The sequence below is a fragment of the Pseudomonas sp. genome, from assembly GCF_036404235.1.
Lineage (GTDB): Bacteria > Pseudomonadota > Gammaproteobacteria > Pseudomonadales > Pseudomonadaceae > Aquipseudomonas.
The window spans coordinates 1-13,258 of the sequence record NZ_DASWOT010000144.1 but is presented as its reverse complement, the minus strand read 5'-3'; the positions used below and the strand labels follow the sequence as shown (position 1 = coordinate 13,258).

The following is a 13,258-nucleotide window of genomic DNA, read 5'->3' as shown; positions in this document are numbered from 1 at the left end:
CTCCGCTCCGGCGCGTCTGGGTCCTTCTGCGAAATCGCGCCCCCGGCTTATAGGTCTCGTCCACCTTCCCCGGTCGGGGGATTTTTCTTCGAGGGCTTTGCAAGGCTTCAAGTGCGTAGAACTGCAAACCGAGGATGGTCCGATCATGTGGTGTTTTTCTATTTCATTGCGGCGCCTGCTACTGGGCGGCGTGTTGTGCTGTGTGTCTGCGTTGTCTCTTGCAACGCCCGGTCATGCCCTGACCGTGTATGGCGAAACGCCAAAATACCCTGCTGATTTCCAGCATTTCGATTACGTGAACCCCGACGCACCCAAGGGCGGGTCGCTCAGCCGGTCCTCCGAAGAAATCGGCCAGTTCAATTACCTGATGCCCTATGTGGATCAGGGCATCAACGTGATCCAGATCGACACCTGGGTCTACTCGCCGTTGGCCTACCGCTCACTAGACGAGCCATATACCGTCTACGGACTTGTGGCACAGAAAATGGAGCGCGACCCGGACAACCTATGGGTGCGCTTCTACCTCAATCCCAAGGCACGCTTCGATGACGGCACCCCGATTACTGCCGAAGACGTGCGCTACACCTTCGAGCTGATGATGACCAAGGCCAGTTTCAGCTATCGACCGCTGTATGACGACGTCAGCGACGTGGTCATCGAGGGACCGGGGCAGATTCGCTTCAATTTCAAGAACAACCTCAACCGCACCCTGGCGCTGGACATTGCCGGGATGCGCATCCTCCCCGAACACTGGTGGAAAACCCGCGACTTGGCCAACGGCGGCGGTTTCGAGCCGCCGCTGGGCAGCGGGCCTTATCGGGTGTCGAAAGTCGACGCTGGACGCAGCGTGACGTTTGAGCGGGTCAAGGACTGGTGGGCCAAGGATTTGCCGGTCAGCCGTGGCCTGTACAACTTCGACACCCTGAGTGTGAACTTCTATGGCGATACCGAAATCGCCCGCCAATTGATTCAGTCCGGCGCCTTTGATTACAACCGAGAGTTCTCCTCATCGGGTTACAGCGTCGGTTATTCAGGCCCTGCCATCGACGACGGGCGATTGCAGAAAAACATCCTGGCCAAGGATCGCCCCGTCGCCGGACAAGGCTTCGTATTCAACCTCGACAAGCCGATGTTTCAGGACCGCCGGGTGCGTGAGGCGCTGGCGATGCTCTGGGATTTCGAATGGCTCAATGGGCAGATCATGCGCAACTTTTATGTACGCGAGCAGACCTATTGGCCCAAGAGCGAGATGGCCGCCACCGAGTTGCCCGATGCTCGGGAACTGGAAATTCTCGAACCGCTGCGCGGCCAAATCCCCGACGAGGTGTTCAGCAAGGTCTGGACCGCGCCGAAAACCGATGGCAGCGGCTATATCCGCGACAAGCAGAAACAGGCGTTGCAACTGCTGGCCGAAGCTGGCTGGCACCCAAAAAACAATCGTTTGGTAAACGCTGCCGGCGAGCCGATGGCGTTCAGCTTTCTCGATGGTCAGGGCGGCTTCGATCGTTTGATCCTGCCGTACAAACGGGTGCTGGCGCAGATCGGTATCACCCTGGATTTTCGCCGGGTCGATTCGGCGCAGTACATCAACCGGCTCAACGCCCGCGACTACGACATGATCGTGGTCAGCCTGCCGAAGAACGGCAACCCGATCGTCTCACCGGGCCGCGAGCTGTACAGCCTGTATGGCTCGCAAAGCGCCACGCAAATCGGCAGTTCCAACGCCATGGTGCTGCGTAATCCGGCCGTGGACCGCTTGATTGACGGGCTGGTCGCGGCCAACGCCCGCGACGAAATGGTGCATTACGCCCGCGCTCTGGATCGGGTGTTGCTGTGGGGCTTTTACATGATCCCCAACTACTACTCGCAAGGTACGCCGCTGGTCTATGCCAATCGCTTTGGCATGCCGACAGTCGGGCCAACCTACGATGTGGGTCTGGAAACCTGGTGGGAAGTCAGCCCGACAGCGCTGACCAACGAGCAAATGGCCAAGCTGATGGCCAGCCAAGACAAAACGTCCACTCACGCGGCGGAGGCTCATTGAGATGCTGGCCTATCTGATTCGTCGTCTGTTGCTGATCATTCCCACACTGCTGTGCATTCTGGTGGTCAACTTCCTCATCGTGCAGGCCGCTCCCGGAGGTCCGGTGGAACAGGCCATCGCACGGATTCAGGGTTTCAGTGTCAACGGGGTCGGCGGCGGGGGCGGCGAAGTCGCGGCTGTTGGTGGCACCAGTCGCAGTAGCCGAGGCCTGGACCCGGCGCTGATTGAGGAAATCAAACAGCATTACGGCTTCGATAAGCCGCTGCATGAACGCCTGTGGCTGATGCTGAAAAACTACGCGCAACTGGACTTGGGCAACAGCTTCTTTCGCGGCGCCAAGGTCACCGACCTGATCCTGCAAAAGCTGCCGACTTCGCTGTCGCTCGGGCTTTGGGCAACCCTGATCACCTACCTGATCTCGATCCCGCTGGGTATTCGCAAAGCGATCCGGCATGGCAGCGCCTTCGATGTCTGGTCCAGCACCCTGGTGATCATCGGTTATGCCACGCCCGCGTTTTTGTTTGCGATCCTGTTGATCGTGGTGTTTTCCGGTGGCAGTTACCTGAGCTGGTTTCCCGCCCAGGGGCTGGTGTCGGAAAACTTCGAAAGCCTGTCGGCGTTTGGCAAGGTGCGCGACTACCTGTGGCATCTGGTGTTGCCGGTCAGTGCGCTGGTGATCGGTGGTTTTGCCACGTTGACAATCCTCACCAAGAACAGCTTCCTCAACGAGATCAGCCGGCAATACGTGGTCACTGCGCGGGCCAAGGGCCTGAGCGAAACCCGCGTGCTGTACGGCCACGTATTTCGTAACGCCATGCTGCTGGTGATTGCCGGTGTGCCCCAGGCACTGATCGACGTGTTCTTTGCTGGCTCCTTGTTGATCGAAACCATCTTCGGCCTCGACGGCCTGGGCCGCATGAGCTACGAAGCTGCCGTTTCACGGGATTATCCGGTGGTGTTCGGCGCCCTGTTGCTCTTCACCCTGTTTGGCTTGTTGATCAAGCTGGTGGGCGACCTGTGCTACACGCTGGTCGACCCGCGCATCGACTTTTCCGCGAGGAGCGCGTGATGTTCCAGTTCTCCCTCCAAAGCCAACGCCGCTTCCTGCGTTTCAAGGCCAACCGTCGCGGCTGGTGGTCGCTGTGGATCTTCATCGCCCTGTTGCTGGTGTGCCTGTGCGGCGAACTGATCGCCAACGACAAGCCGCTGATCATCCGTTACGACGGCAACCTGTATTACCCGACGTTGCATCAATACATGGAGACCGATTTTGGCGGCGAGTTGCCGTTCGAACCTGACTACTCCAGCGACTACGTGCGCAAGCTGATCGCGGCCAAGGGCGGCTGGATGCTGTTCCCGCCGATCCCCTTCAGCGCCGAAAGCATTAACTACGAGCTGAAACAGCCGTCACCCAGCCCACCCAGCGCGCAGAACTGGCTGGGCACCGACGACCAAGCGCGTGACGTGGCTGCACGAGTGTTGTTCGGCGCACGGATTTCGATTCTGTTTGCCCTGTTGCTGACCGCCATCAGTACCGTCATTGGTGTGTTCGCCGGTGCCATTCAAGGTTTTTACGGCGGCCTGGCGGACCTCATCGGCCAGCGCGTTCTGGAAATCTGGTCAGGGCTGCCGGTGCTGTACTTGCTGATCATCTTGTCCGGTTTCGTTGCCCCGAGTTTTTGGTGGTTGTTGGGGATCATGGCGTTGTTTTCCTGGCTGGCGCTGGTGGACGTAGTGCGTGCCGAGTTCCTCCGTGGACGCAATCTGGAGTACGTCAAAGCTGCGCGAGCCTTGGGGCTGACCGACGGCGCGCTGATGGTTCGGCACATCTTGCCCAACGCAATGACCAGCACCCTCACCTACCTGCCGTTCATTGTCACCGGGGCCATTGCAACGCTGACGGCGCTGGACTTTCTCGGCTTCGGCATGCCTGCGGGCAGCGCTTCGCTAGGTGAGTTGATCGGCCAGGCCAAACGCAACCTGCAAGCACCATGGCTCGGGCTGACGGCCTTCTTTGCCTTGGCGCTGATTCTTTCGCTGCTGGTATTCATCGGCGAAGCCTGCCGCGACGCTTTCGACCCAAGGAGCTGATATGCAACACGCTGAGATGAACGACACCCTGCGCCCCCTGATAGAAATCCGCGACCTGCGGGTCGCCTTCAACGGCGCTGAAGTGGTGCATGGGATCAACCTGAACATTCGACGCGGCGAGTGCCTGGCATTGGTGGGCGAATCGGGTTCGGGTAAATCGGTGACCGCACATTCGATTCTGCGATTGCTGCCGGGAAAATCGGTCAGCACCACCGGCCATATTTGCTACAACGGCCTGGACCTGGTGCATGCCAGCGACAGGCAACTGCGTAGCCTGCGCGGCAACCGCATTGCGATGATCTTTCAAGAGCCGATGACCTCGCTCAACCCACTGCACACGGTGGAAAAACAAATCGGCGAGATCCTGGCACTGCACAAAGGCTTGAAGGGCCGTGCTGCACGGGTGAGGACCCTCGAACTGCTGGAGCTGGTCGGGATCCGCAACCCGCTGCTGCGCCTGAAGGCCTACCCTCACCAGTTGTCGGGGGGTCAGCGCCAACGGGTGATGATCGCCATGGCGCTGGCCAACGAGCCTGATTTGCTGATCGCCGACGAACCCACCACCGCGCTGGACGTGACCGTGCAGGTGAAAATCCTTGAACTGCTCAAGTCATTACAGGCGCGGTTGGGCATGTCTTTGCTGTTGATCAGCCACGACTTGAACTTGGTCAGGCGCATCGCGCAACGGGTCTGCGTGATGCGTGCTGGCGAAATCGTCGAGCAGGCAGACTGCCAAACGCTGTTCAATAACCCACAGCATGCGTATAGCCGACTGCTGATCAACGCCGAACCGGACGGCGAACCGGTGCCGAGCCTGCACCCGCAAACGCTGTTGTCGGTGGATGCGTTGAAGGTCTGGTTCCCGTTGCCCAAGCCGTTGTTCAGCCGTGAAAGACAGTACGTGAAGGCAGTGGACGGGGTGAGCTTCGAGCTGCTCAAAGGCAAAACGCTGGGGATTGTGGGCGAGTCGGGGTCAGGCAAATCGACCTTGGGCCAGGCGATATTGAGGCTGATCGACTCCGAAGGCAGCATCCGTTTTGGCAATAAAGAGCTGAGCCTGCGCAGCCAGAACCTGATGCGACCGTTGCGCAAGCAGATGCAGGTGGTGTTTCAGGACCCATTCGGCAGCCTGAGCCCGAGGATGACCGTGGAACAGATCATCGCAGAAGGCTTGCTCACGCACAGGATTGGTACGCCGAAAGAACGCGAACAGACGGTGATTCGGGTGCTGGGCGAAGTCGGTCTGGACCCGAACAGCCGTCATCGCTACCCCCATGAGTTTTCCGGCGGGCAGCGCCAGCGGATTTCCATTGCCAGGGCGTTGGTGCTGGAGCCAGAGCTGATTTTGCTCGACGAGCCTACATCAGCGCTGGATCGCACGGTGCAGAAACAGATCGTCGCCCTGCTGCGCGACCTGCAAATCCGCCATGGCCTGACTTATCTGTTCATCAGCCACGACCTGGCGGTGGTGCATGCCCTGGCCCACGACCTGATCGTGATCAAGGACGGCAAAGTGGTGGAACAAGGGACATCACGGGAGACCTTCGCCAATCCACAACAGCCGTATACCCGAGAGTTGCTGAAGTCGTCGGGGTTGGTGTTTGGTACTGCGGTTTGAAGGCATGAAATCGACGGAGGAATCGACGGGGACTGATTTATTTATCGCGCTTTTTGATAAATGAATCTGTCCCCACTAGCCATATCGCGCTTTTTTTATAAATGAACCTGTCCCCACCAGCCAATCGGGAAGACAGATTAATTGATGGTGAAGCGCTATAAATAAATCAGCCCCATGGCCGTGCAGGTCGTCATCGCTGGACGCTGATCTGTAAGCGTCCATGTCACCCAATCCGCGCAATCTTCAGCCTCGGCGGCTATCATCGCGTTTTAACTCTCCTTGCCCGGTATCGCCCACATGTCCAGTATCCCGCTCGCCACGCCGTCCCGTGGCTGGTCGTTCTGGTGGAAACCCGTCGTATTTCTGCTGGTCGCCGCCATCGGTTTGTATTACGTCAAATGGTCCCCCTACTACCTCAAGTCATTCGTCGCCGCCGACACCCACAATATTGGCGCCTCGATCATCAACGACAACCCGGCCAACCCATGGGCTGCCGCTCTCGCCTACGCCCAGGTGTATTTCCTGGCGATCTGGAAAGCCGCTGTGCTCGCGGTCATCCTGGGCTCGCTGGTGCAGGTCCTGATTGCGCGTGACTGGCTACTGCGCCTATTCGGCCGTGCCGGCCTCGGGTCGACCCTACGCGGCGGGCTGTTCGCCTTGCCGGGCATGATGTGCAGTTGCTGCGCTGCACCCGTCGCCGCCGGCCTGCGCAAGCAGAACGTATCGGTCGGCGCCGCCCTGGCCTTCTGGATCGCCAACCCGGTGCTCAATCCGGCAACGCTGGTGTTCATGGGCTTTGTACTGGGCTGGGGCTTCACTGCCCTGCGTCTGGCGGCCGGGCTGGTATTAGTGATCGGCGTTTCGCTGGTCGCGCAGCGCATTTCGCGTGCCGAGCCCTTGCCGGAAGAGGCCGTGGAGGCCGTCGTAGATGCCGAAACCCCGCAACAAGGCAACCTGCTGACCCGCTGGGGCAAGACGCTGTGGCAACTATTCTGGACCACCATCCCGATTTACATCGTCGCAGTGTTGATCCTCGGTGCAGCCCGTGTCTGGCTGTTCCCGCACGTTGACGGCGCCATGGGCAACAGTCTGTTGTGGCTGGTCCCGCTGGCTATCGTCGGTACGCTGTTCGTGATCCCGACGGCAGCGGAAATCCCCATCGTGCAGACGCTAATGGCCCTCGGCCTGGGAACCGCGCCGGCGGTGGCATTGCTGATGACCCTGCCGAGCGTGAGCCTGCCGTCGCTGCTGATGCTGCGTAAATCGTTCGACGCCAGGGTGTTGCTGACCGTCGCCGTGCTGACCATGCTGATTGGCGTCGTCAGCGGGCTGATCGGTGCCGTGCTGCTGTAAGCGTTACCCGCAAGATCAGGAAGCCGCCCGGCCTTATGCGTCCCGGCGGCTTCTGTGTTTCAGGTACTCGATCACAGCGGCCTGATCCCCGGCGAACTCGATGCGCGGGTCTTTGCTGTTGCGCTGGTAGACGTACATCGGGTCGTAATACTCGCTGAGCATGCCGCTGATCCAGTCGCGGTGTAGGTCGACATTGCCGCTGCGTGCCTGCTCTTCCAGCGCGGCGTCCATGATGGCCGACAGACGTTGATAGCGCTCGCCACCCAGGCGCCGGACGATGCTCGACAGGCTCTGTTTCAAGCGTTCGGCAAAACCATTGAAGCCGGATTCCAGCCCTTGCATCTCAATGAACTCGGCGCACAGGTCGATCACGTAATCCTTGAGAATCCGCTCGACGCGGCTAGCAAAACTGTCTTCCAGCCACACCAGTGGCGCTTGCTGCATGGTCCGGAACAACTCCAGCGGCACTGCGCGGCTGCCGACGGTGCGTCCCTCGTCCTCAATCACGAACTGATGCAAATGTCTGGCGCGCTTTTTCAGGATGTCGATGGCCAGGCTGTTTTCGAAATCGATCTGTCCAGGTTGTGGCGTCGCACGTTTACCGAAGCTGGAACCGCGATGATTGGCATGGCCTTCCAGGTCCAGGGCGTTGTTCAACTGCGCCAGCACTTCGGTCTTGCCGGTACCGGTCATGCCACCCACCAGCACACAATCGCATTCCGTGACGGCCTGTTCGATGATCCCCAGCAGGTAGTTGCGCAGCGCTTTATAGCCGCCGATGATCCGCGGGTATTGAATGCCGGCTTCGTCCTTGAGCCATTGCTGGGTGATTTGCGAACGCAGCCCCCCTCGAAAACAGTACAGAAAGCCCTCGGGGTGCTTGCCCGTGAACTCGGTCCAGGCGTCGATCCGCGCCTGCTTGATATCGCCGGACACCAGACGATGACCCAGTTCAATCGCCGCTTGTTGACCTTCCTGCTTGTAACGGGTGCCGACCTTCTGTCGTTCGCTGTCATTCATCAGCGGCAGGTTGATCACGCCGGGAAACGCGCCCTTTTCGAATTCGACCGGGGCGCGTACGTCCATCAATGGAATGTCATGAAGAAAAATGTCGTGAAAGTGAGCGCTGTTGTCGCGCATCAAAACACCTCGACAGCATGTCGCTGTCGCTCGACCAGCTCGCCGATTGGCGACAGGTTAAGGCCCAGATCGGTGGCCATGCTCAGAAACGCCGAGTCTTCGGCGGGCTCGACCGCGATCAATAATCCGCCGCTGGTCTGTGGATCGCACAGCAGCAGTTTCTGCGCTTGGGTCAGTGCGCCGATGCGTTCGCCATAGCTGTCGTAGTTGCGATGAGTACCGCCAGGGATGCAATTGTGTTGGATGTAAAAATCGACGCTGCCCAGACGCGGCACCGCCGCAGCATTCAGGCGTGCAGTGAGCTGGCTACCGTCGGCCATTTCCACCAGATGCCCTAACAAGCCGAAACCGGTGACGTCGGTCATCGCAGTGACACCCGCGAGTTTCGAAAAGCGACTGCCGGGTTTATTCAACACGCACATCACATCGCGCGCGAGCCCCACATCTTCGTCGCGCAACAGGCCCTTTTTCTCTGCCGTGGTGAGAATGCCGATGCCTAGCGGTTTGGTCAGGTACAGCTTGCAGCCGACGGTGGCGGTGTCGTTGCGCTTCATGAAGCGCTTTTCCACCAGGCCGGTGACTGCCAGGCCAAAGATCGGTTCAGGAGCGTCGATGGAGTGCCCACCGGCCAACGGAATGCCCGCCTCATCGCACACCGAACGGCCGCCGCGAATCACTTCGCGGGCGATTTCCGGTGCCAGCACGTTAACCGGCCAGCCCAGAATAGCGATGGCCATCAGTGGGTCGCCGCCCATGGCGTAGATGTCGCTGATGGCGTTGGTAGCGGCAATGCGCCCGAAGTCAAACGGATCATCGACGATGGGCATGAAGAAATCGGTGGTGGAGACCACGCCGCGCTCTTCGTCGATGGCGTAGACCGCTGCGTCATCGCGGGAGGCATTACCGACCCACAGGCGCGGATCGAGGTTCTGCGCACCGCTGCCGGCGAGGATGGTTTCGAGAATTTCCGGAGAAATCTTGCAGCCACAACCCGCGCCGTGACTGTATTGGGTAAGACGAACCGGATCGTTCATGGGTAGTCCCCTGAGTATCGAGGCGCAGAAGTCTAACAGAGCCAGGGCGGCCCGGACTTGGTGGCGGATCTCTGGAGGGGCTCACTTCAGATTTGCTGTAGGAGCTGACGAGCCTTCGGCGGCTCGTCAGCGCTTACAAAAGCTCGGGATCACGATTCGGACTTGATCAAAGACTCCAGCGAAACATCGAACTTCGGGTTTTCTGCCGCCGTCAAAGCGGCTTCAGATCATTGGCGACACCGTGCTCACCACCCGCAGTGCCAAGCCTTCGTATGCGTCCAGGGTAATGGTGAATTCGCCCTCCTCGGTCAAATCCCCCTCGACGCGCTCATTGATGATGTCCACCACCGGGCCCGGTGCAATGCCGGGCAAGTGCAGCGTCTCGACAATGGCATCGGCGCTAAAATTCAGCGCGGTGATCTGGATGCCTTTGCCCGCAGGTAGCTCGTGAACCATGATCAACAGGCCCGGATGTTCGACGTCCGGAATCAGAATCTGCCGGCTGGCGGCGATGTCGTAGGCGCGGCGCACGGCGAGGATTTTCTTCAGTTGCGAGACGAAAGAATCCGGGCGCTGCAACTGGTCCGGCAGGCTGCCGTATAGGGTCTGCGGGCGCGGCATGCCCCCCGCCGAAAACTCGGCGTTGGGGTCCATGTCCACCAGATCGTAGGCGCCACGATGAATCCAGCGCGTATCGCCATCGCCCATCAGGTGGGCTACTTGCCCGGCCGGCAGCGGCAAGGCGCCCACCAGATCCCAACCCGACAACGCAAACACCCCCGGCTGCATGGCATTGAACATCACCAGCAGCAAATGGATGTGTTGAATCCTGGTCACGTCGTCGCTGGTGATGGTCTCAAGATCACGAATGCCCAAGGCTGCCGTGATGATGCTGGCGGTGGTGCAAGACACACCATTAGTGACGAACTTCAGGTTATACGGCGCATGTTCGCCGGTCAGTCGCTCGTACATTTCCTCACGGATGTGCTCACGCAGAATATTGCCGGGGAAGGTCTGGCCCAGGTACAGGTACTGGTCGTGAGCGTGTAGCGTCCAAAAATGCACCAACTCCAGGGTCAGTTCATCGTGGTTCTGCAGGGCGTGAATCAACGACGCAGGGTCGATGCCAAACTGATGCACCTGACGCAGCATCAAGCGCAAAAACTCGGTGTTGCCCGTCAGCAACGCGTGCTGATAAGCCGGACGAGTGATGAAGTCATAGGACAGGTCCGCCCCACCGTGGGACATGGCGGCGATGTCGTCGATGGTCAAGTTCAGTTCCTGAAAGCTGAAACCGCCCGCCTTGCGAATCGCCCCGGCCAGCAACTGATTGCCCGTGATCGACAACGGATGGCTCTCCGACCACGCCGTACCGTCGGCTTTGCGCTCGACACCGAGAAAGCCATTGGCGTCCAGCCGCAATACCCGAGCCCCCATCACATCGATGGCATGCAGCGCGTCACCAATGATCATCTGCTGCGCGGCGAAACTGGGGTCCAGCCAGTTCAACGAGGGCTGCCCTTCCTTGAAGTAGTGCAAGTACACCCAGCGCCGGGGCTTACCGTCGACACCCACGACCACCGGCGTCGCGCTCCAATCGGTTTCCTTCACGCCAGGCTCAAAGAAGATCACCCGTTGCAGTTGCCCAACGATGTAGTGCTTGTCCCTGAGCATGTCTACCGTGGCCGGCGGCAGGTTGACCGCATCACGACCGTGAGCGACATCGGGCAGCAGCGGCCAGTCCTCTTCGCGGATCTCCACCATGTGGTACAGACCGGGATATTCTTCGTAGGCCATTTCAGCCAGACGAAAATCCGCGCCCTTGCCAGTGTGGGATGGAATCACGTCATCGACGATGATCGCGTTGTGCGCAGCGGCGATGCGGCTCAGGCCGAGAAACTGTGCGTCTGTGCCCAGTTGCGGGTCAACTTCGAAGCTGATGCGGTCGAAGTTGCCGTCGATACTTGGGGTGCGTTGCTTGCCCTTGAGCCCGCCGGAGGTTTTCAGTGGGCCGTTGTGGATGCCCTGGATACCAATCTCCGACAACGCGTGCCAGAGCGTTTCGTCGCCCAGCGCTTCCAGCACCGACCCGCCGTCGCGGGTGATGATCGACGCAGGATAGGCGGTGAACCATACCGAGGCGATGGCTGATGCATCCCGTGGCCGGGCCTGTGCATACGGTCGCTGCCAGAGACGACCTTGGCCGCCGTAGAGCTTTGCGCGTTGTTGTGCGGCATTGAGCATCGACTGCTCAACCAGCCAGTCCACGTACTGTTTGTCCGGGGTCGTCATAAATCTCCAGTCGTTTGTCTGCGCCAGTGCTTAAGGGTATGAGCGCAGGGGAATGGAAACGTTGCATGACTGAGCGATTTCGCCGAACTCTGATAATGAAGTGATTGCGATCAAAAGCGCGCCGCATTGACGATGAACTCGTGATAACCGGACACGATCACGTACACCGCGAAGTAGCAAAAAATAGCCGCCGACACCCAATAGGAATACTTCAGCAGCCGGTCACCCAGCAATCGCCCACCGTGGTTCGCGGCAAAGCAGATGAAGGCGCACCAGGCGACCCCTGCGCTGAAGAAACCCGACAAGAACAAACCGGTGCTCAGCGTACCGTGACCACCCGCACGGGAAATCAGCGTCCCGCCTACTGCGGCAAACCATAGGATTGCCGTGGGCGAGGACACCGCCAGAAACACACCCCGAGAAAAGTCTTTCAAGTACGAGCGGCTGACCACATCACCCTCGGTGGCCAGCGCGGTATGGCTGCTCATCGCTGCCAGCAGCATCTTCACGGCAAAGCCGATCAGCAACATCGAGCCGCCAATCCATAGGCCCCAACGCACCCATTGGTATTGCAACAACACCGTCATCCCGGCCAGCGCCAATATCGCGTAGAACAAGTCACCGAAGCAGGTGCCCAACCCCAGCCAGAATCCTTGCCAGTAACCGCGCTGCATTGCCAGCGTGATCATTGCGATGTTGGCCACGCCAATGTCCAGGCACAAAGAAAGGCTCAGCAAAAAGCCGCTGGTGAATTCCATGTCGGGTTCCGTCGAATAAAGATTTAAGGCAGCTGTATGAAACGCGCAGCAGGATATCGAGTTTGCAATGGCTTGCCGATGGTGGTTTGGAGAAAATCAGGCCATTTTTTAGACCAATTACAGGTTTTTTTCTACACAACTACTGTGACGTCGACAGCCACGGCTAAAATCCCTGGCCGACCATTGGGCCTTGCGCCGTCGCCAGGAGTTACGTTGGAACTTCATCATTCAGGGCTGCAAGGACCTGGCCGAACAACTCGGGTTTTCACACAAGACCATTTCCGACACCTACTCGCGCCAGCCCAGCATAGAGCTGACCGCCTGAATATTCTGAAGAAATGGGAGGCGATCATCCTGCCGTTGCGCCATCCGACTCAGGAAGGCATACATCAGTACCGATGAGCCATATGCCTGAACAAAACCTGACTCATGAAACCTTTGTGAGAGCGTGACGTACCAATCCTACCGTGAGCCTGTCGGTCGCCACCTGCGCCTTGCGAGTAAAAAAATGCAGTTGTATGATGTCCGTCAACATCACTTCAGCTCGTGTTCAGTGCAGCGGCGCATTTAATGTAAATCCAGGCCCCACGCTTGGCCGATGCAGCCCAAACCAATCCCGTTCAAAAAAACAAAAGGAGAAGCAGATGCCTACCGTTCTCGGCCAGAACTTCATCGCTGGCGCCCGTAGCGCCCTCGGCGAACCACAACATAAAAGCCTCGACGCCACCACTGGCGAAGCACTGCCCTACAGTTTTTATCAGGCCACCGACGCAGAAATCGACGCTGCCGCCCTCGCCGCCAAAGACGCGTTCCCTGCCTATCGTCAATTGAGCCCGGCACGTCGCGCTGAATTTCTTGAAGCCATCGCCGACGAACTCGACGCGCTGGGCGATGACTTCGTGGCCATCGTTTGTCAGGAAACCGCGTT

At 59.2% G+C, this 13,258-nt stretch carries 11 protein-coding genes; 7 read left to right on the top strand and 4 right to left on the bottom strand.

The window, feature by feature from the left end:
* The first annotated feature begins 145 nt into the window (after nucleotides 1–145).
* From VGC62_RS18050 to VGC62_RS18030, 5 genes are all read left to right on the top strand, one after another.
* Entirely contained in the window at nucleotides 146–2,044 is a 1,899-nt protein-coding gene (locus VGC62_RS18050; protein WP_331188441.1) for an extracellular solute-binding protein, read from the top strand.
* 1 nt (nucleotide 2,045) lies between these two features.
* Nucleotides 2,046–3,113 carry a microcin C ABC transporter permease YejB gene (locus VGC62_RS18045; protein WP_331188440.1) on the top strand — a complete coding sequence of 356 codons (1,068 nt, stop codon included), beginning with the start codon at nucleotides 2,046–2,048 and terminating at the stop codon, nucleotides 3,111–3,113.
* Nucleotides 3,113–4,135 (top strand): ABC transporter permease, encoded by a 1,023-nt coding sequence (locus tag VGC62_RS18040; RefSeq protein ID WP_331188439.1) that lies wholly within the window; start codon nucleotides 3,113–3,115, stop codon nucleotides 4,133–4,135. Before VGC62_RS18045 ends, VGC62_RS18040 begins: the two co-directional genes overlap by 1 nt.
* Nucleotide 4,136: 1 nt before the next feature.
* Nucleotides 4,137–5,753 carry an ABC transporter ATP-binding protein gene (locus VGC62_RS18035; protein ID WP_414705820.1) on the top strand — a complete coding sequence of 539 codons (1,617 nt, stop codon included), beginning with the start codon at nucleotides 4,137–4,139 and terminating at the stop codon, nucleotides 5,751–5,753.
* Nucleotides 5,754–6,050: 297 nt separating this feature from the next.
* A complete protein-coding gene (locus tag VGC62_RS18030) occupies nucleotides 6,051–7,106 on the top strand; it encodes a permease (RefSeq protein ID WP_331188438.1) in 1,056 nt (351 codons plus the stop codon).
* A gap of 33 nt (nucleotides 7,107–7,139) precedes the next feature.
* On the opposite strand, the gene mnmH is transcribed toward VGC62_RS18030, so the two are convergent.
* The 4 genes from mnmH to VGC62_RS18010 form a co-directional block, all read right to left on the bottom strand.
* Entirely contained in the window at nucleotides 7,140–8,246 is a 1,107-nt protein-coding gene (mnmH, locus tag VGC62_RS18025; protein ID WP_331188437.1) for a tRNA 2-selenouridine(34) synthase MnmH, read from the bottom strand.
* Nucleotides 8,246–9,280 (bottom strand): selenide, water dikinase SelD, encoded by a 1,035-nt coding sequence (gene selD / locus VGC62_RS18020; RefSeq protein ID WP_331188436.1) that lies wholly within the window; start codon nucleotides 9,278–9,280, stop codon nucleotides 8,246–8,248. The genes mnmH and selD overlap by 1 nt, the downstream gene beginning before the upstream one ends.
* Nucleotides 9,281–9,502: 222 nt before the next feature.
* Nucleotides 9,503–11,572: a maltose alpha-D-glucosyltransferase gene (gene treS / locus VGC62_RS18015; RefSeq protein WP_331188435.1), complete on the bottom strand. Its 2,070-nt coding sequence runs from the start codon at nucleotides 11,570–11,572 to the stop codon at nucleotides 9,503–9,505.
* Nucleotides 11,573–11,682: 110 nt separating this feature from the next.
* Complete coding sequence (locus tag VGC62_RS18010) at nucleotides 11,683–12,330, bottom strand: LysE family translocator (RefSeq protein WP_331188434.1); 648 nt, start codon at nucleotides 12,328–12,330, stop codon at nucleotides 11,683–11,685.
* Between the two features lie 190 nt (nucleotides 12,331–12,520).
* Between VGC62_RS18010 and VGC62_RS18005 the strand changes: the two genes are divergently transcribed.
* Together VGC62_RS18005 and VGC62_RS18000 are read left to right on the top strand one after the other, a co-directional pair.
* A complete protein-coding gene (locus tag VGC62_RS18005; protein ID WP_331188433.1) occupies nucleotides 12,521–12,655 on the top strand; it encodes a hypothetical protein in 135 nt (44 codons plus the stop codon).
* A 319-nt stretch (nucleotides 12,656–12,974) separates the two neighbouring features.
* The coding region (locus VGC62_RS18000) for an aldehyde dehydrogenase family protein (protein ID WP_331188432.1) at nucleotides 12,975–13,258 on the top strand (284 nt) is incomplete at its 3' end.